Raw genomic sequence first — 19074 nt, 5'->3', positions numbered from 1 at the left:
AAAACAACGTCTTGCTTCCCATGTCGCGGCTTCGCAATGGGAGATTTTCAGCCAATGACATTGTCCGAGCTACGCATTTCCACTGATCGCCTCGTCATCAGGCCATTCGCGCCCGACGATTTTCCGGCCTTCTTCGCCTATCATCGGCTGCCGGAAGTCTATCGCTATCTCTATTCCGAACCTCTGGACGAAGTGGCGGCGCGGACGAAGTTCGTCAAGGCGTCGAAGCCGCGTCTCGATGAAGACGGAGATGTCGCAGTCTTTGCCGTCGAGCGGCAGGAGGATGGCGCCCTGATCGGCGAGGTGCTGCTGAAGCTCGCAAGCCGGGCGGCGGAGCAGGCGGAAACCGGCTACATCTTCAATCCCGCCTTTGCCGGCAAGGGATACGCGACCGAGGCGATGCGGGCCGTGCTCGATCTCGGTTTTTCGACGCTGCGCTTTCACCGGATCTTCGCCCGGCTGGATGCGCTCAACAAGGGTTCGGTGGGCGTCGTCGAGCGTCTCGGCATGCGCCGCGAGGCGCATCTGATCGAGAACGACCGGTTCAACGGTATCTGGGGCGACGAATTCGTCTATGCGCTGCTGAGACGTGAATGGCAGGAGCGTCGGCAGGCCGGCTGAACCTGCCGGCAGCGTTTACAGCGGGCGCTTGGCGACGATCATGTAGTTGACGTTCATGTCCTTGGACAGGTTCCACTGATTGGCGAGCGGATTGAAGAAGACGCCTGTGCGCTCGGTGACTTCGAGCCCGTTGGCCACAAGCGGCTTCTCCAGCTCTTCCGGGCGCACCAGCTTTTCGTACTGATGCGTGCCGCGCGGCAGCCAGCGCAACACGTTCTCGGCCGCGAAAATGGCAAGCGCCGCCGCCTTTATCGTGCGGTTGATCGTGGCGACGAACATCAGCCCGCCGGGGCGAACCATGTGGGCGCAGGTGGTCATGAAGAAATCGACGTCTGCAACGTGCTCGACCACTTCCATGTTGAGCACGATATCGAAGCTCTCGCCGGCTTCGGCGAGAGCTTCGGCGGTCACGGCGCGGTAGTCGACCGCCACACCGCTTCCGGCCGCGTGCGTCTTGGCGATGCCGATGTTCTTCTCAGAGGCATCAGCGCCGAGGACGTCGGCGCCCATGCGCGCCATTGGTTCCGATAGAAGGCCGCCACCGCAGCCGATATCGAGCAGCCGCAGACCTTTCAGCGGTTGCGGGCCCCTGGGATCGCGGCCGAAATGCTCGGCCACCTTGTCGCGGATATAGGCGAGGCGAACGGGGTTGAACTTGTGCAGTGGCCTGAACTTGCCCGTCGGATCCCACCATTCCGCTGCCATGGCGGAAAAGCGGTCCACCTCGCTCTGGTCGATCGTCGTGCGTGCGGTCTCGCTCATGTCGCCGTCTCCTTGCATCTTCCCTGGTGAAGTCGGACGATCAGGCAGGGAAGTCAAGAGCCGGCGATGGGCCAGATGAGCGCAGACCAGGTGGGAGCGATGTTCTGTCTCCTACAGCGCGTCCGCCTCCGGTTGGTAGTGCAGGATGACTACGCCCGATTTCAGCGGGCGTGTGTCGGTCAATTTCAGCTTCGTCCGCTTCAGGCCCGGCTTGAACAGGGGCACACCGCCACCGAGAAGCACGGGATTGATGCCGAGACGATACTCATCGACGAGACCCTTCTCGATCAGGCCCGCTGCGAAATCCGCACTGCCGAATACGAAGATCGTGCCGCCATCGCGTTGCTTCAGTCGCTCGACTTCCTTGGCGGCGTCGCCGGCCACGAGCGTTGTCCTGTGCCAATCGGCGGATGTCAGGGTGCGCGAGAAGACGAACTTCTCGACGCCATTCATGAAGGTAGCAATGTCGCCCTCGGCGGATGGCCAGTAGGCAGCCATCATTTCATAGGTCACGCGGCCGAAAAGCAAAGTGTCCGCTTCGAGCTGTGTTTCGCCGATATAGGCGGCGAGTTCGTCCTCGAAGACGAACCAGCTAATGTCATGTCCCGGCGCTTCGAAGAAGCCGTCGACGCTGACCATGTCCCACATGATGACCTTGCGCATTGTCTTTCTCCCGTTGCGGTGCTGTGTTTGGAGGAGACTGTCAAAACTGATCTAATATTGCAAGTGGTTTAATTGTTGCATCAGATTAGTTCGCGCCGAAGCACGTCACCGTGCTAGTTTCGTCGAATCTGCGATGCAGGGGAATTCAGATGTCGTTGGACAGGATCGGCTGGGCAGTCGCCGTCGTTGCGCCGCAGCCTTCGGATCAGCTTCTCGAAATCGGCTGCGGCCACGGCGTTGCGGTGACGAGGGTTTGCGAGCGGCTTGTCGACGGGGAGATTGCGGCCATCGATCGCTCGGCCGCCATGATCGCAGCGGCGGCGCGGCGAAACGACCGATATGTTGCTGCCGGTCGGGCCACTTTGCAGGTCGCTGACCTCGGGTCACTCGATCTGGCCGGTCGCCGTTTCGACAAGGCATTCGCGATGCGCGTCGGCGTGTTCACGCGGGGCGATCCCACCCGTGAGTTTGCCGCGCTGGTGCGGCTGTTGAAGCCGGAAGGACGGCTCTTTCTCTTCCATGACGAGCCGTCCACTGATGCCGACGAGGTCGTTGCACGGCTCGAAGCCGCGGCCCTTCGTCATCGATGGATGGTCGAGGCGCGGCTGAAGCATGTCTTCGAGGGTGGCTGGGTTGCCTGCGTGATCGCCCGGCCGCCTTCCTAGGATCCGATCGGTGACGCCCGCCCTTCGCGGGCGTCACCGATGCGATGAGTGCGGGCACGCTGACACCGTCGCTACCCGAGCTCGCTCGCCGCGGTGGACGCGAAGAAGTCCTCCGGGTCGTCGACTTCGACAAGGCGGCGCTTCTCGATCAGCCAGAAGCGATTGCCGACATTGCGCACGAAGCTGCGGTCGTGGGACACCAGAAGGCAGCTTGTCTCGTGTTTCAGCAACTCGGCCTCGAGCGCTTCCTGGCCCTCGATGTCCAGATGATTGGTCGGCTCGTCGAGCAGGTAGAAATTCGGCTCCTTCAAGCGCAGGACCAGCATGGCGAGGCGCGCCTTCTGGCCGCCGGAAAGCCGGCCGATCGCCTTCTCCTGCATGTCGATGCCGACGCCGGCACCGACGAGCAGGGTGCGTGCCCTTTGATCGCCGAGCGAAAAGCGGCGGGAGAGCGCGGCAAGCGGCGTCTCGTCGTCGGACAATCCCGCAAGCGCCTGGTCGCTATAGCCGAGCACGAGCGAGGGTGTCGCCTTCAGAGGCTCGGGCGCGCGGCCGGGTTCCTCAATCGCAGCGCGGATGAGGTTGACGAGCCGCGTCTTGCCGGCGCCGTTTTCGCCGAGCAGGACGATGCGGTCGCCCTGGCAGATCCAGCGCTTGCCGGTGCGAAAGAGTGGGGTTCCGTCCGGCGTTTCGACGGCCGCATCGTCCAGCGTCACCAGGATCTTGGCGTGGGTGCCGCGGTTGGCGAGCCGGATCGCGCCGGCGGAACGTTCCTGATGCGCGGGCTTTGCCGCGTCCTCCAGCCGCTCGGCCCGCTGCTTCAACTGCTTCGTCTTCACGGTCAGCAGGTCGCTGCCGGAATTGATGCCGATATTGTTGAGCTTGGCAGCCTGGCGGCGAAGCTGCTGCGCCACCTTGATGTCGCGCTGGTAGCGCCGCTCCTCGGAAGCATCGACCTCGTCGAGCGCTGCGCGGGAGCGTGAGTAGGGAAGCGCGAAGATCGGCGACTGCTCGGGCCTGAGGAACAGCGTGCGGTTGGTGGTCGCATCCAGGAAGGCGCGGTCGTGGCTGGCGACCAACACCGGCACGTCGCGCGGCAGGGCGTTCAGCCAGGCTTCGAGCCGGGCGATCTTGGCGAGGTCCAGATGGTTGGTCGGCTCGTCCAGCAGCAGCGCATCCGGATCGGTGACCCAGACGCGGGCAAGAAGCGCCAGCCGCTGCCAGCCGCCGCTCAGTTCCGAGACAGAGCGGCGGCGCAGAGCCTCCGGCACATCGAGGGAGTCGAGCACGATGTCGACGCGCCAGGCTTCGTTCTCCGCCTGATCGGCCGGAAGGGCCGAGAGAACGGCATCGTGGAAGGAGAGAGGTAGCAGGGGAGCAGGCACGTTCTGCTCGACGTGGCCGATGGTCAGGCCCCGCGAACGCGTGATCTCGCCGGCGGTTGGGTCGAAGGTGCCGGCGATCGATTTCAAGAGGGTCGACTTTCCGCGGCCGTTCGCGGCGACGATGCCGATGCGATCACCGGCGGCGACGGAGAGATTGAGGTTGGAAAAAAGCGGTGCACTCAGGCTGACGCCGAGGTTGCGGATATTGATCAAGGCCATGGTCGTTCTCTGGACTGCGCGAGCGACGGTGAGACATCCGTGGGCGGCAAGCTCATGCCGTGGTTGGCGGATGGTCGAGCCCGCGACAGCAAAGCTGCTGCACTCGGGCCGTCACTCGGTAATAGAAGACGATGCAGGCGTTCAAACCGGAACGGTTCCGCACTGCATCACTCTGGGCAGACCAGGGATAGGTTCGCGAGATTGCGAAGTATGTCCGGTCAGCCCTGCAAACGCATCTGCAGGGCTTGGACGGGGCCACGCTGGCGGTGGTGCCGGAAGAATGTAATCACGTGCAGCCCCCCTTTCTCGAATTCGAGTTGCAAGCCACCTTTAGCATCGGCGCCGGTAATTTTCAACGCGGCATTGCAGGCTCCTGCGGCACAGATATTTCCGTCATGCCATTCCTTTGGCAATATTGTTGCGAAACGTACCTGTCCGAGCCGGCGGCGAGGCCCGAATCCGTGTCCGCTTGCCATTGCGTGCGGCCCCCTGATCCGCTAAGAGACGCCGCGACTTTCCGCTCCCCGAAGCGGTGACTGCCGATGTCCGAGAAGTCTCCCAAGCTTTTTGACCGTCGGGCGCCGGCGGGGGCTTTCCTGTCACGCGCGCCCTGCGCGCGCAAAATTGGGTACCGGTAGAGGCACATGGCACGCATCGTGATGAAATTCGGCGGAACCTCCGTCGCTGATTTGGACCGCATCCACAATGTCGCCCGCCATGTGAAACGCGAGGTCGATGCCGGCCATGAAGTCGCCGTCGTCGTTTCCGCCATGTCCGGCAAGACCAACGAACTGGTTGGCTGGGTGCAGAACATGCCGAAGGCCACCGGCGCCAACTCGCCCTTCTACGACGCGCGCGAATACGACGCGATCGTCGCGTCAGGCGAACAGGTGACCTCGGGTCTTCTTGCAATCGCGCTGCAGTCGATGGGCATCAACGCCCGTTCCTGGCAGGGCTGGCAGATCCCGATCCGCACCGACAACGCCCATGGCGCCGCACGCATTCTCGACATCGAGGGTGCCGAAATCATCCGCCGCATGGGCGAGGGCCAGGTGGCCGTCGTTGCCGGCTTCCAGGGCCTTGGGCCGGACAATCGCGTCGCCACGCTCGGCCGCGGTGGCTCCGATACCTCGGCGGTGGCGATCGCTGCTGCCGTCAAGGCCGACCGCTGCGACATCTATACCGACGTCGACGGCGTCTACACGACCGACCCGCGCATCGAGCCGAAGGCGCGGCGGCTGAAGAAAATCGCGTTCGAGGAAATGCTGGAAATGGCATCGCTCGGCGCCAAGGTGCTGCAGGTGCGCTCGGTCGAGCTCGCCATGGTGCACAAGGTCCGCACCTTCGTGCGTTCGTCTTTCGAAGATCCCGATGCGCCGGGCATGGGTGACCTTCTCAATCCGCCCGGCACGCTGATTTGTGATGAGGATGAGATCGTGGAACAGGAAGTCGTAACCGGCATTGCCTATGCCAAGGATGAAGCCCAGATTTCGCTGCGCCGTCTCGCCGACCGGCCGGGCGTCTCCGCCGCGATCTTCGGACCGCTCGCCGAAGCCCATATCAACGTCGACATGATCGTCCAGAACATTTCCGAGGACGGCTCGAAGACCGACATGACCTTCACCGTTCCGTCGGGCGACGTCGACAAGGCGCTGAAGGTGCTCGGCGACAACAAGGAAAAGATCGGCTACGACGTCGTTCAGTCCGAGGCCGGCCTCGTCAAGGTATCGGTCATCGGCATCGGCATGCGCAGCCACGCCGGTGTCGCTGCTTCGGCCTTCCGCGCACTCGCCGAGAAGGGCATCAACATCAAGGCGATCACCACCTCCGAGATCAAGATTTCCATCCTGATCGACGGTCCCTATGCGGAATTGGCGGTTCGCACTTTGCATTCCGCTTACGGTCTCGATAAGAGTTAATCGACAGGCGACTGATTTGGGATTCGCGGCGGTTTACGCCGCGCGTCCGGCTGCCGCCGTCTACTCTATTTCGGGAGACCCTACGCGATGAGAGACCTTTCCGCAGGTCCGCGCGTTCTCCTCAAGCGGTTGCGCGAGCTTATGGCGGAACCGCTGGAGCCGCAGGAGCGCCTTGACCGTATTGTGCGCCAGATCGCGCAGAACATGGTTGCGGAAGTGTGTTCGGTCTACGTCCTGCGTTCCGACGGCGTGCTCGAACTCTACGCGACGGAAGGTCTGAACAAGGCCGCCGTCCACCTGGCGCAGTTGAAGATGGGGCAGGGCCTCGTCGGCACCATTGCCGCCTCGGCGCGGCCGCTCAATCTGTCCGATGCCCAGTCGCATCCGGCCTTTACCTACCTGCCGGAGACCGGCGAAGAGATCTACCACTCCTTCCTCGGCGTGCCGATCCTGCGCACGGGCCGTGCGCTTGGCGTTCTCGTCGTCCAGAACAAGGCGATGCGCAACTATCGCGAGGACGAGGTCGAGGCGCTCGAGACGACCGCCATGGTTCTCGCCGAGATGGTGGCGACCGGCGAGCTCAAGAAGATCACCAAGCCCGGCCTCGAGCTCGATCTCTCGCGCCCCGTCTCGATCGAGGGCAACAGCTACGGCGAAGGCATCGGCCTCGGTTATGTCGTCCTGCACGAACCGAGGATCGTCGTCACCAACCTCCTCAACGAGGATACCGACCAGGAGCTGCAGCGGCTTGCCGAAGCGCTGGGGTCGTTGCGCATTTCGATCGACGACATGCTGTCGCGCCGCGAGGTGTCGATGGAAGGCGAGCATCGGGCGGTGCTCGAAACCTACCGCATGTTCGCGCATGACCGGGGATGGGTGCGCAAGCTCGAAGAGGCGATCCGCAACGGTCTGACGGCGGAAGCTGCGGTCGAGCGCGTCCAGAGCGAAACCAAGGCGCGCATGATCCGCCTGACGGACCCGTATCTGCGCGAGCGCATGCACGATTTCGACGATCTGGCCAACCGTCTGCTGCGCCAGCTTTCCGGCTACGGCGCCAAGCTCTCGGCCAGCGACTTCCCGAACGATGCGGTGATCGTCGCGCGCGCCATGGGCGCTGCGGAGCTGCTCGACTACCCGCGCGAAAACGTGCGCGGCCTGGTGCTCGAAGAGGGCGCCGTCACCAGCCACGTGGTGATCGTTGCCCGTGCCATGGGCATTCCGGTGATCGGACAGGCGACGGGGGCTGTCGCGCTCGCGGAAAACCGCGATGCGATCATCATCGATGGCGACGATGCCAAGGTGCACTTGCGGCCGCTCGCCGACCTGCAGCGCGCCTATGAGGAAAAGGTTCGCTTCCGGGCGCGGCGCCAGGCGCAGTTCCGGGCGCTGAAGGATGTCGAGCCGCTGACCAAGGACGGCAAACGCATCACGCTGCAGATGAATGCCGGCCTGCTCGTCGACCTGCCGCATCTGAACGAGGCGGGTGCCGAGGGCATCGGCCTGTTCCGCACCGAACTCCAGTTCATGATCGCCTCGACCATGCCGAAGGCGGAAGAGCAGGAAGCGTTTTACCGCAATGTGCTGAAGCAGACGGGCGGCAAACCCGTGACCTTCCGCACCCTCGATATCGGCGGCGACAAGGTCGTTCCCTATTTCCGCGCGGCGGAAGAGGAAAACCCGGCGCTTGGCTGGCGGGCGATCCGACTGTCGCTGGACCGGCCCGGTCTTCTGCGGACCCAGCTTCGTGCGATGCTGCGCGCTGCGGCCGGTGCCGAGCTCAAGCTGATGTTGCCGATGGTCACCGAGGTTTCCGAGCTCAGGATTGCGCGAGATCTCTTGCAGAAGGAAATCGAGCGGCAGTCGAAGCTTGGCGAACAATTGCCGCGCAAGCTGCAGTTCGGCGCGATGCTGGAGGTGCCGGCGCTGCTGTGGCAGCTCGACGAGCTGATGACCGAAGTGGATTTCGTCTCGGTCGGCTCGAACGATCTCTTCCAGTTCGCGATGGCGGTCGACCGCGGCAACGCCCGCGTATCCGATCGTTTCGACGTGCTCGGACGACCGTTCCTCAGGATCCTGCGCGACATCGTGCGCGCCGGCGACCGGCACGATACGCCGGTGACGCTCTGCGGCGAGATGGCGAGCAAGCCGCTCTCGGCCATGGCGTTGCTGGGCTTAGGCTTCCGCTCGGTGTCGATGTCGCCGACGGCGGTAGGACCGGTCAAGGCGATGCTCCTGGCACTCGACGCGGGCAAGCTTGCTGCCGCGCTGAACGCGGCGCTTGACGACACGCGCGACCAGGCGCCCGTTCGCCAGATGCTGGTGGATTTCGCCGCGGAAAACGGCATTCCGGTTTAGGTTGAATTGACGCGTCGTGACCCTCGTCCGGACCCAGATCCGGGCGAGGGGAGACGCATTTGGAGTGAGACTTGGCAAAGCTTCCCGTTGAAAAGATGCGCGAACTGGAACGGCGGTTCGGTGAGATCGAGGCCCGCATGTCTGCCGGCCCAGCTGCGGACGTTTATGTCAAGCTCGCCTCGGAGTATTCCGAACTGCAGCCGGTCGTGACGAAGATCCGCGCCTATGAGAAGGCAACGGCCGAGCTGGCTGACATCACCGCCATGCTCGCCGACAAGTCGACCGACCGGGAGATGCGTGATCTCGCCGAAATGGAAAAGCCCGAGGTCGAAGCGACGATCGAGACGCTGGAGCAGGAAATCCAGATCCTGCTTCTGCCGAAGGATGCGGCCGACGAGAAGAGTGCGATCCTCGAAATTCGCGCCGGCACCGGCGGATCGGAAGCGGCGCTCTTTGCCGGGGATCTCTTTCGCATGTACGAGCGTTATGCGGCCGCCAAAGGCTGGCGCGTCGAGGTGCTTTCGGCGAGCGACGGTGAAGCCGGCGGCTACAAGGAAATCATTGCGACGGTTTCCGGGCGCGGCGTGTTCTCGCGGCTGAAATTCGAATCCGGCGTGCACCGGGTGCAGCGCGTGCCGGAGACCGAGGCAAGCGGCCGTATTCATACTTCGGCCGCCACTGTCGCTGTGCTGCCTGAGGCCGAAGACATCGATATCGAGATCCGCCCCGAGGATATCCGCATCGACACGATGCGTTCGTCGGGCGCCGGCGGTCAGCACGTCAATACGACGGATTCGGCCGTGCGCATCACCCACCTTCCGACCGGGCTCGTCGTCACCAGTTCGGAAAAGTCGCAGCACCAGAACCGGGCAAAGGCGATGCAGGTCCTGCGTTCGCGCCTCTACGACCTGGAGCGCCAGCGCGCCGACAGCGAACGTTCGGCCGACCGCAAGAGCCAGGTGGGCTCGGGCGATCGCTCCGAGCGCATCCGTACCTACAACTTCCCGCAGGGCCGCCTGACCGACCATCGCATCAACCTGACGCTCTACAAGCTCGACCGGATGATGATGGGTGAGATCGACGAGGTCGTCGATGCGCTGCTCGCCGATTATCAGGCAAGCCAGTTGGCGCAGCTCGGCGAACAGCGAGGCTGAGCCATGGCCGAAACACTTGCAAGCCTCGTCGCCGAAAGCCGCGATCGCCTGCAGGCGGGCGGCATCGAGCATGCGGCGCTCGATGCCCGGCATCTGATCTCCGGCCTGCTCGACCTGTCGCTGAGCGCGGTCGTATCGCGGGGCAGGGAGCCTGTGTCGGAGGCGGATGCCGCGAAGATCCGGGCGGCCGTGGCGCGGCGACTGGCACGCGAACCGGTCTACCGCATTCTTGGTGAACGCGAATTTTTCGGCCTGCCGCTGAAACTGTCGAAGGAAACGCTGGAGCCGCGTCCGGATACCGAGACGCTCGTCGACCGGATGATCCCCTACCTGCGCGAGGTGGTGGCGCGAAAGGGGAGTTGCGCCCTTCTTGATCTCGGCACCGGTACCGGAGCGATTTGTATCGCGCTGCTGTCGCAGGTTCTTGAAGCAAGGGGCACGGCTACCGATATATCGCAGGACGCACTGGCAACGGCGACGGCGAATGCAGCCGCTCTCGGTCTTGCCGATCGATTCCGGCCGCTTCTCAGCAACTGGTACGAAAAGGTGGACGGACGCTACGACGTGATCGTCTCAAATCCGCCGTATATCCGGTCCAGTGTCGTTCATGAGCTTGAGCCGGAGGTGAGACTTCACGACCCGGCCGCAGCGCTTGATGGCGGAGCAGACGGGCTTGATGCCTATCGCGCCATCGCTTCTCAGGCTGGTCATCATCTTGAGACAAATGGCGTGATAGGCTTGGAAATCGGTTTCGACCAGAAAGAGGCGGTGACGGCGCTTTTTAACGCCGAAGATTTCCGTCTGCGTGAAGAGGCGAAGGATCTTGGTGGTAATGACCGCGTCCTGATCTTCGAACGCGACATCAACCGTTGAAAAAATGCTGCACTGACGCATCTTCTTTCTTGCACAGGCAAAGAAAGGGCTTGGAATCCCAGAGGAAGCGGGCTAGTTTGCCCGCGCACTGGGCAGAAGGTCATGGACCTAAGATTCGTTCCGGTATGACCTGGCCACGGGGATTGCTCTCAAGAAAGAGTTGCTAGGGTTCAACAAGTGCCTTGTGCAGGTACCTGTTAATTTGACGTCAGTCGGCGCCGAAGCCGCCGTTGTGCGAGCGCAGCGGTGCGTGTTCTGTCGGGCGTGAACGGATCCGGCCGGAAGACGAAACCACATGATCATCATTATCAAGAGAATTCGGGTGAATGTACTATGAGGCCAGGACAGCAAAACAAGCGCGGCCGCGGGCGGAATAACAACAATAACAACAATGGAAACAACAACAATCACAACCGCAAGGGCTCGAACCCGCTGACGCGGACCTACGACAGCTCCGGCCCGGACGTGAAGATTCGCGGTACCGCCCAGCACATCGCCGAGAAGTACGCAGCGCTTGCGCGCGATGCCCAGAGTTCCGGCGACCGGGTGATAGCAGAAAACTACCTGCAGCACGCCGAACACTACAACCGCATCATTGCTGCCGCACAGGCGCAGATGCAGGACCGATTCCAGCGCGAGGACCGTCAGGATTTCCGCGGCCACGATGCATCCGAGCAGGACCAGGACGATCTGGATCAGGTCTATGTCGACGACATGCCGGCCCCGGTTGCCGTGCCTGCAGCAGCACCTGCAACCGAGCCGCAGCCCGTTGTTATCGATGGTACGGGTCCGCAGCCGGTAATCGAAGGCACGCCGGCGGAAGTGGCTATGGAAGAGGAAGCCCCGGCCGCCTCCGGCCGCGCCGCGTCGCGCCGCCGCAATACGCCGCGTCCACGCCGTCCGCGCCGCAGCGCGCAGGAAGGTGCTGCCGACGAGGCCCAGCCCTCGGGCGACGCCTCGGAAGCGCCGGTGCTTGCCGCTTCCGAGTAAGCGGCGGCCTGACAACGACATTGCCCGTTCAGGGGCATGCCAAAAACCCGGCTTCGCATGGCCGGGTTTTTCTTTGCCTACAGCGCCGCGCGTCTTATCAGACGCGCAAAGGTCGCTGTAGCACTTTGATTTGCCGCATATCTTCGTCCTTCAATCGAGGTCGATTTAAGGAGACATGCAGTAGCCGTTGGCGATCAATGGTCGACGCTGTCGACGATCAATGCCGCAAGATTGGCACGCGCGGCTGTTTCGTTCGTCCGGCCTCGGATCAGTTCGCGGCTGATCGCCTCTGCAGCTCCCGCGATACCGGTGCAACGCAGACGCAAATCGCCGGCGGAGATCTTCGCGAAGGGGGCGAGTGCCGCCTCGATCATGGCGACGTAGTCGTCGGCCTGTTGCTGCTGCGTCGCGATCATGTCCGCGTTGCCGCGCAGCGCTCCGGAAATCGCCTGCCATTCCTCACCACTGTCGACGGTGCAGTCGATGTAAACCGAACTGATGATGTCGGCGACCGCACCGAGCTGTTTCGGCGCCCGGGCGAGCGCGGCCTGCAGCTTGGTCGCGTGGCGATCTTCGATTTCCTGGGACAGCGCGATCAGCAATCCTTCGCGCGTACCGAAATGTTCATAGGCGATCGGCTTGCTGACGCCGGCACGCTCGGCGAGGTGGCCGAGCGTCAGGGCATCGGCTCCGCATTCGCGCAGGATCGCCTTGGCGGTCTCGATCAATTGGGCACGCCGTTCGGGTTTGGCGAGCTTTCGACTTTTCGTCGGGGCCATCGATCGCAATCCTCCTTTCGCGTCGCCACGTCTCTTGAAAGCGGTGTTCGGCAACTTATCTACTAATGGTAACTTACTAAAAGTAAGTTAGATAACCAATCGGGTACTTTTCGTTTAGGAGATAGGAAGATGTCGAGCAAGTTTCTGCCTGTTTTGATGATCGGCGGTTCAGGGGTTGTCGGATCGCAGGCCGCGAAAATCATCCGTCGGCTACAGCCCACGTTGCCGCTCGCCGTCGGCGGCCGCGATCTCGGCAGGGCAGAGGCCGTCGCGCGGGAGGTGGGAAACGCCGTCGGCGTCAGCGTCGATCTGGAGCGGCCTGATCTCGGCCTTGGCGATGAGCTGCGCTTCAGCGCTGTCGTCATCTTTCTGAAGGATGAGAAGCTGAGCTCCATGCGCTACGCCCAGCACCATGGGATCCCCTATATCAGCCTGTCCAGCGGCACGTTCGAGGTGGGGCCGGAGATGGCGCAATATATCCACGCGCCGGACAAGGCGCCGATCCTGCTCGCCAGCCATTGGCTCGCCGGGGCCGCGGTCTTCCCGATCCTCGAATTTGCGAAAGCCTATACGGCGATCGACAGGATCCGCATCGGGGTCCTGCTCGACGAACAGGACATGGGCGGCCCGGCTGCGCTCGCCGACTACAACCGCATTACCGGATTTGCGCCGGCGGCTTTGACGGTCAAGGATGGCAGGTTTCGCTGGGCCGGCGGCGAGGATTCCAAGGCACGCTATGTCAGCGTCGACGGCGTCGAACTCGATGCGGTTGCCTATTCGCCCTTCGACGTCATGGCGCTTGCGGCCCGGACGAATGCCGCCAACATCCGGCTGGACCTTGCCTATAGCGAATCCGCGAGCAGGCGTCGCCGCGAACCGTTTTCGACCGAGATCGTCATCGAGATGGCGGGGCGGGGCAGGGACGGCCAGCCACTCGATCATCGCCATGAGATCGTGCAGCCGGAGGGCCAGGCGCCGTTGACCGCCCTCGGCATTGCGCTCGCCGTGGAACGCATGCTCGGCCTTGAGGGGGGTGACGCGCCGGCTCCCGGTCTCTACCTCCCGGAGGTTCTGATCGACCCCGCCTACTATGTGCGGCGCATGAAGGAGTTCGGCGCGTCCTTCACCGAACGGTCGATGATCGCGGCTTAACGAAGCCCGCGGAGGTTCTCGCCTCCTCGACGGCAAATGCGACCGCGGGGCAAACCGTCAGGCGGCCGCATTTTTCGGTTGCAGATTTCCGTCGAGGGACCATGGGCGGCTCTTTAATTTCCAAAATCGGTGCCCCATATTCGCTTCGGATGCGTTGATCCGGCGCAAGGCGGGGATCGCTCCACACTGACAGGCTTGCCGAATGCGGGAGCTTGATCCTGAAACACCGACGGGTGCCACGAGACGGGCCTGCCGGGCTATGGAGGTAAAGTATGAACATTGAAAAATATTCCGAGCGCGTGCGCGGTTTTCTGCAGTCGGCGCAGACCTATGCACTGGCGCAAGGACATCAGCAGTTCACGCCCGAGCATGTACTGAAAGTGCTGCTCGACGACGATCAGGGCATGGCCGCCTCGCTGATCGAGCGCGCCGGGGGCGACGCCCGCGAAGCGCGTGCCGGCAATGATGCGGCACTTGCCAAGCTCCCCAAAGTTTCCGGCGGCAATGGCTCCGTTTATCTGTCGCAGCCGCTCGCCCGGGTTTTCTCGAGTGCCGAAGAGGCTGCGAAGAAGGCCGGCGACAGCTTCGTCACCGTCGAACGTCTGCTGCTGGCGCTTGCGATCGAAAGCTCGGCGGCGACCTCTGGCATTCTTGCCAAGGCCGGCGTGACCCCGACCAAGCTCAATCAGGTGATCAACGACATCCGCAAGGGCCGCACTGCCGATAGCGCCAATGCCGAGCAGGGGTTCGACAGCCTCAAGAAATACGCGCGCGACCTGACGGCAGACGCGCGTGAAGGCAAGCTTGACCCCGTCATCGGCCGTGACGACGAAATTCGTCGCACCATCCAGGTGCTGTCGCGCCGCACCAAGAACAATCCTGTGCTGATCGGTGAGCCCGGCGTCGGCAAGACTGCGATCGCCGAGGGGCTGGCGCTCCGCATCGTCAATGGCGACGTGCCGGAAAGCCTCAAGGACAAGCGGCTGATGGCGCTCGACATGGGCGCGCTGATTGCCGGTGCGAAATTTCGCGGCGAGTTCGAGGAGCGATTGAAGGCTGTTCTCAACGAGGTGCAGTCCGAAAACGGCGAGATCATCCTGTTCATCGACGAGATGCATACGCTGGTCGGTGCCGGTAAGGCGGACGGGGCGATGGATGCCTCCAACCTCTTGAAGCCGGCGCTTGCGCGCGGCGAACTGCATTGCGTCGGCGCCACCACGCTCGACGAATACCGAAAGCACGTGGAGAAGGATGCGGCACTTGCCCGCCGGTTCCAGCCTGTCATGATCGAGGAGCCGACGGTCGAGGACACGATCTCGATCCTGCGCGGCCTGAAGGAGAAATACGAGCAACACCACAAGGTCCGGATCTCGGATTCGGCGCTGGTCGCTGCCGCAACGCTTTCCAACCGCTACATCACCGACCGGTTCCTGCCGGACAAGGCGATCGACCTGATGGACGAGGCGGCGTCACGGCTGCGCATGCAGGTGGACTCCAAGCCGGAAGAACTCGACGAGCTGGACCGGCGCGTCATTCAGCTGAAGATCGAACGCGAGGCCCTGAAGAAGGAAACCGATGCGTCGTCGAAGGATCGGCTGGAGAAGCTCGAGCTCGACCTCGCTTCGCTCGAAGAGCAGGCATCGGCGCTGACGGCTCGCTGGCAGGCGGAGAAGCAGAAGCTCGGTCGTGCCGCTGACCTCAAGAAGCAGCTCGACGAAGCCCGCAACGAACTGGCGATCGTCCAGCGCAAGGGCGAGTTCCAGCGTGCTGGCGAGCTGACCTACGGTGTCATTCCGAAGCTCGAGAAGGAGCTTGCCGATGCCGAAAGCCAGGAAAACGCCAATGCCAATCCGATGGTGCAGGAGGTCGTGACCCCCGACAACATCGCGCATGTGGTCTCGCGCTGGACCGGTATTCCGGTCGACAAGATGCTGGAAGGCGAACGCGACAAGCTGCTCAGGATGGAAGACGAGCTGGCGAAGTGGGTCGTCGGCCAGGGTGACGCTGTGCAGGCGGTCTCCCGCGCCGTCCGGCGTTCGCGCGCCGGGCTTCAGGATCCGAACCGGCCGATCGGCTCGTTCATCTTCCTTGGCCCGACCGGCGTCGGTAAGACGGAGCTCACCAAGGCGCTTGCCCGCTTCCTCTTCGACGATGAAACCGCGCTGATGCGTATCGACATGTCGGAATACATGGAGAAGCACTCCGTGGCCCGCCTGATCGGCGCACCTCCCGGCTATGTCGGCTACGAGGAAGGCGGAGCTCTGACCGAGTCCGTTCGCCGCCGGCCTTACCAGGTCGTGCTGTTCGACGAGATCGAGAAGGCGCATCCGGATGTCTTCAACGTGCTCTTGCAGGTGCTTGACGACGGCCGCCTGACCGATGGTCAGGGTCGCACGGTCGACTTCAAGAACACGATGATCATCATGACCTCGAACCTCGGGGCCGAATATCTGACCGGCCTCGGCGAGAACGAGGACAGCGATGTGGTTCGCGATCAGGTGATGGAGGTGGTGAAGGCCGCCTTCCGGCCGGAATTCCTGAACCGCGTGGACGAGATCATCCTGTTCCACCGGCTGCGCCGCTCGGAAATGGGTGCGATCGTCGATATCCAGCTCGAAAGGCTGCGCAAGCTGCTTGCCGAGCGCAAGATTACGCTGGAGCTCGAGGACGATGCCCGCGCGTTCCTGGCCGACAAGGGCTACGATCCGGCCTATGGCGCACGTCCGCTGAAGCGGACGATCCAGAAATACGTGCAGGATCCGCTCGCCGAGAAGATACTGCAGGGCGAGTTCCCGGATGGTTCGACCGTGAAGGTGCTCGCCGGCTCCGACCGCCTCAACTTCAAGCGCGGAGCGACGGCGGACAAGGAAGCCGCCTGACAAGACATCAAAGACAGAGCCGTCCTTCGGGGCGGCCTTTTCATTTGCGCACATTTTTGATGAGGGGAGGGGGCGCCTACAGCGCCGCGCGTCTTATCAGACGCGCAAAGGTCGCTGTAGCACTTTGAATTGCTGCTTTTTTTGTCCTTTAATCGGCTACGAGTAAAGGAAACATGCAGTAGAGCATGTCGTGCAAAAGTGCGCAGCGGTCGTGCGATATCAAAACCTAAAGCGCGAGGAGCGAATCTGAGAGATCGCGACCCGCTTTAGTTGCTTGCGACTTCGGCGCCGGCGCCGTCCTTGTTCAGCAGCTCGTCGATGCGATCGCGTTCCTTTTCGAACTTCGCCAGCGCGTCGCCGGAAAGCGACTTGCCGCCGGGAAGACGGATGCGCAGCGGATCGACCTTGTTGCCGTTGACGATCAACTCGTAATGCAGGTGCGGACCGGTCGAAAGACCCGTCGTGCCGACCCAGCCGATGACCTGGCCCTGGACGACCTTGCTGCCCACCTTGACGTTCTTGGCGATCGCGCTCTGGTGGTTGTAGGAGGATACGTAGCCGTTGGCGTGGCGGATCAGCGTCTGGTTGCCATAGCCGCCCGAATCCCAGCCGGCCTTTTCCACCACACCGCTACCGGCGGCGATGATCGGCGTGCCGCGCGGAGCGGCCCAGTCGACGCCGGTATGCATGCGCGAGAAGCCGAGGATCGGATGGCGGCGCATGCCGAAGCCAGAGCGGAAATGGCCGTTCGGCACGGGATTGCGCAGCAGGAACTGGCGGATACTCTTGCCTTCGCTGTCGAAGTAGTCGATCGAATTGTCTTCCGGGTCCTGGAACCGATAGAAGGCCGTGACCGCATCGCCGAACTTGGCGCGGACATAGAGAAGCTCGGAGTCTTCCGTCGCCATGCCGCGTTCGTCGGTCACGGAGAAGAAGGCTTCAAGCGAGTCCGTCGGCTTCAGCTGCGCCTGGAAATCGACGTTGCTGGCGAGCAGCTTGACGACGAGGCCGACCATGTCGGCGCTCATGCCATAGGAAAGGGCGGCGCGGTAGATGCCGTCATAGACCCGCGGCAAATCGTAGCCGCTTGTCATGACAGGCGCGCCGTTGTCATCGAAGGCGGTGGCGACCGCGTCGAGTTTCGGCGGTTCCGCACCCGGAACGAAGCGCCCCTTGTCGTCGACCGCCATCGTCAGCACATGGCGATTGCGCGAATAGATGGTGGCGCGCACGATGCGGGCCTCTTCGCCCTTCTGCGCTTCGCCGTTCTGAATGATGCCGATGCGCAGAACATCGCCTTCGCTGAGTTCCGTCGCCCCGAGCGCGTCGCCGATATAGCCGGCGGCGTCTTCGGCCTGTGCCTTGGCATAGCCGGCATTGACCATCACCGTTGCAATATCGGTCTGGCGCCTGACCGGAATGATGTCGTCGGCGTATTCGGTGCTTTCCTCGTCGATGGTCTCGTAGGCGGCGTCGCTCTTGTTCTGCTCGACGATGCGGGCGGTCAGGCCCTGAAGCAGATCAAGCCCATCGCTTTCGGAAGCGAAACGCTGCGGGTCGACGTAATAGAGCGAAGCGACCTGCGTGCTGCCCTCGGTCAGGACCGAACCATTGGTGCGGACATTTTCCTCAACCTCCTCGAGCGACATCGAGCTGTCGAAGGCAACGCCGCCATGCAGCGGGAAATCGACGGTCTTCAACGCCACTTCGGAATCGACGTTCGAGCCGTAGAGCGTACCGGTGCGGGCGACCGGGGATTCCTCGTCCGCTTCGTCGGCGGAGAAGATCGCCAGCGGATCAAAGTCCGGATAGCTTTCCGAGGGCTGATGGTTGGCGGCGAGCGCCATCTTGACGTGAACGAAGGGTTGCTTGCGGACCACTTCCTTCTCGCCGTCATGAGTCATGGTGGAGACTTCCATGACCGTCTTGTCGGCCGGCTTGGCGACGAGCTTCGGCGAAAGGATGCGACCACCGCGCACGGCACGCGCCTGTTCGTCGCCATTCGGCGCGGCGTCGAGCGCCGCATAGGCTTCGGCAGGGATCGCAAGCTGCTGTCGCCCGTCGAGGGCGGCAAAAAGCGCAACGCCCATGAGAAGACTTGAGGTGATGCCAGTGAGAAAGGTACCGGAAAGCCAGCGTAAGGAGATCTCGCGCCTGTCGGGCGCGCGACGGCCATGCGCAAGGATCGGCGGCTGGTCGCCGAGCGACCTGACCATGTTCTTGTCGGTGTTCATGCCGAGCTGAGGGTCCCCGATTTCTCTAAACCGTATTCTTGCCTGCGATACGTTGCGCGAAGATGTGCATCTTTCGCGTAATGGAGTCAAATCACGGGGAGGGGAGGGGGTCGATATCCCAGCTATCCCAAGTCTGCCCGCGCGAAAGCATCCGCGACGCATCGTCGATTTCGCTTAGATCGGCGGATTGTGAAAAAGTGAGGGCCAAAATGTGTCTCCACAGGCCGAAAAGGGGAGGCAAAACTTTTTTGGGGGCTCAAAGTCCTGCGTTTCCGGGCTTTGTCAGAAATCTGTCATTTTTTTTGAAAATGTCTGTTGACGTGTTGGAGGTGTGGGGTCTATAAGCCCGATCACTGACGAGGGCGGCGGCGCTGCTGGCGACGACGACCTTCGCTCTAGAGTTTCCTTGGTTGGCTGAGGCTGA

At 62.8% G+C, this 19074-nt stretch carries 15 protein-coding genes; 9 read left to right on the top strand and 6 right to left on the bottom strand.

From position 1 onward, the window contains the following. The first annotated feature begins 54 nt into the window (after positions 1-54). A complete protein-coding gene (locus ACQ5BM_RS34045) occupies positions 55-621 on the top strand; it encodes a GNAT family N-acetyltransferase (RefSeq protein WP_429820667.1) in 567 nt (188 codons plus the stop codon). Positions 622-636: 15 nt separating this feature from the next. Here ACQ5BM_RS34045 and ubiG read toward each other — a convergent pair whose 3' ends face one another. Beyond that, positions 637-1383 (bottom strand): bifunctional 2-polyprenyl-6-hydroxyphenol methylase/3-demethylubiquinol 3-O-methyltransferase UbiG, encoded by a 747-nt coding sequence (gene ubiG / locus ACQ5BM_RS34040; RefSeq protein WP_429820664.1) that lies wholly within the window; start codon positions 1381-1383, stop codon positions 637-639. A 111-nt stretch (positions 1384-1494) separates the two neighbouring features. Next, the gene (locus ACQ5BM_RS34035) at positions 1495-2046 is read right to left on the bottom strand and encodes a dihydrofolate reductase family protein (protein WP_429820662.1); all 552 of its coding nucleotides are present in this window, start codon (positions 2044-2046) and stop codon (positions 1495-1497) included. Between the two features lie 149 nt (positions 2047-2195). On the opposite strand from ACQ5BM_RS34035, the gene ACQ5BM_RS34030 reads away from it, so the two are divergent. Then, positions 2196-2711, top strand: coding sequence for a class I SAM-dependent methyltransferase (locus tag ACQ5BM_RS34030; RefSeq protein WP_429820660.1), 516 nt, complete (start codon positions 2196-2198; stop codon positions 2709-2711). Positions 2712-2782: 71 nt separating this feature from the next. Here ACQ5BM_RS34030 and ACQ5BM_RS34025 read toward each other — a convergent pair whose 3' ends face one another. Continuing rightward, positions 2783-4315, bottom strand: a complete 1533-nt coding sequence (locus ACQ5BM_RS34025) for an ABC-F family ATP-binding cassette domain-containing protein (RefSeq protein WP_429820657.1) — start codon at positions 4313-4315, stop codon at positions 2783-2785. Positions 4316-4533: 218 nt separating this feature from the next. After that, positions 4534-4791, bottom strand: a complete 258-nt coding sequence (locus ACQ5BM_RS34020) for a hypothetical protein (RefSeq protein WP_429820655.1) — start codon at positions 4789-4791, stop codon at positions 4534-4536. A gap of 168 nt (positions 4792-4959) precedes the next feature. Here ACQ5BM_RS34020 and ACQ5BM_RS34015 point away from each other — a divergent pair, with 168 nt between their 5' ends. From ACQ5BM_RS34015 to ACQ5BM_RS33995, 5 genes are all read left to right on the top strand, one after another. Then, the gene (locus tag ACQ5BM_RS34015; RefSeq protein WP_173520585.1) at positions 4960-6234 is read left to right on the top strand and encodes an aspartate kinase; all 1275 of its coding nucleotides are present in this window, start codon (positions 4960-4962) and stop codon (positions 6232-6234) included. Between the two features lie 87 nt (positions 6235-6321). Further along, positions 6322-8589 carry a phosphoenolpyruvate--protein phosphotransferase gene (gene ptsP / locus ACQ5BM_RS34010; protein WP_429820653.1) on the top strand — a complete coding sequence of 756 codons (2268 nt, stop codon included), beginning with the start codon at positions 6322-6324 and terminating at the stop codon, positions 8587-8589. A gap of 71 nt (positions 8590-8660) precedes the next feature. Then, entirely contained in the window at positions 8661-9743 is a 1083-nt protein-coding gene (gene prfA, locus ACQ5BM_RS34005) for a peptide chain release factor 1 (protein WP_173520587.1), read from the top strand. A gap of 3 nt (positions 9744-9746) precedes the next feature. Then, entirely contained in the window at positions 9747-10616 is an 870-nt protein-coding gene (prmC, locus tag ACQ5BM_RS34000; protein ID WP_429820650.1) for a peptide chain release factor N(5)-glutamine methyltransferase, read from the top strand. A gap of 333 nt (positions 10617-10949) precedes the next feature. After that, complete coding sequence (locus tag ACQ5BM_RS33995) at positions 10950-11606, top strand: DUF4167 domain-containing protein (RefSeq protein WP_429820647.1); 657 nt, start codon at positions 10950-10952, stop codon at positions 11604-11606. Positions 11607-11800: 194 nt separating this feature from the next. On the opposite strand, the gene ACQ5BM_RS33990 is transcribed toward ACQ5BM_RS33995, so the two are convergent. After that, positions 11801-12385, bottom strand: coding sequence for a TetR/AcrR family transcriptional regulator (locus ACQ5BM_RS33990; RefSeq protein WP_429820645.1), 585 nt, complete (start codon positions 12383-12385; stop codon positions 11801-11803). A 129-nt stretch (positions 12386-12514) separates the two neighbouring features. Between ACQ5BM_RS33990 and ACQ5BM_RS33985 the strand changes: the two genes are divergently transcribed. Both ACQ5BM_RS33985 and clpB read left to right on the top strand, forming a co-directional pair. Then, a complete protein-coding gene (locus tag ACQ5BM_RS33985) occupies positions 12515-13537 on the top strand; it encodes an NAD(P)-dependent oxidoreductase (RefSeq protein ID WP_429820642.1) in 1023 nt (340 codons plus the stop codon). A 272-nt stretch (positions 13538-13809) separates the two neighbouring features. Further along, positions 13810-16416: an ATP-dependent chaperone ClpB gene (gene clpB, locus ACQ5BM_RS33980; protein ID WP_429820640.1), complete on the top strand. Its 2607-nt coding sequence runs from the start codon at positions 13810-13812 to the stop codon at positions 16414-16416. Positions 16417-16682: 266 nt separating this feature from the next. Here the strand turns inward: clpB and ACQ5BM_RS33975 are convergent, their stop codons facing one another. Beyond that, positions 16683-18650 carry a M23 family metallopeptidase gene (locus tag ACQ5BM_RS33975; RefSeq protein WP_429820638.1) on the bottom strand — a complete coding sequence of 656 codons (1968 nt, stop codon included), beginning with the start codon at positions 18648-18650 and terminating at the stop codon, positions 16683-16685. Between the last annotated feature and the right edge of the window lie 424 nt (positions 18651-19074).

Source organism: Ensifer sp. B1-9, assembly GCF_050474445.1.
GTDB lineage: Bacteria > Pseudomonadota > Alphaproteobacteria > Rhizobiales > Rhizobiaceae > Ensifer.
This window is presented reverse-complemented; position numbering and strand designations above follow the sequence as displayed.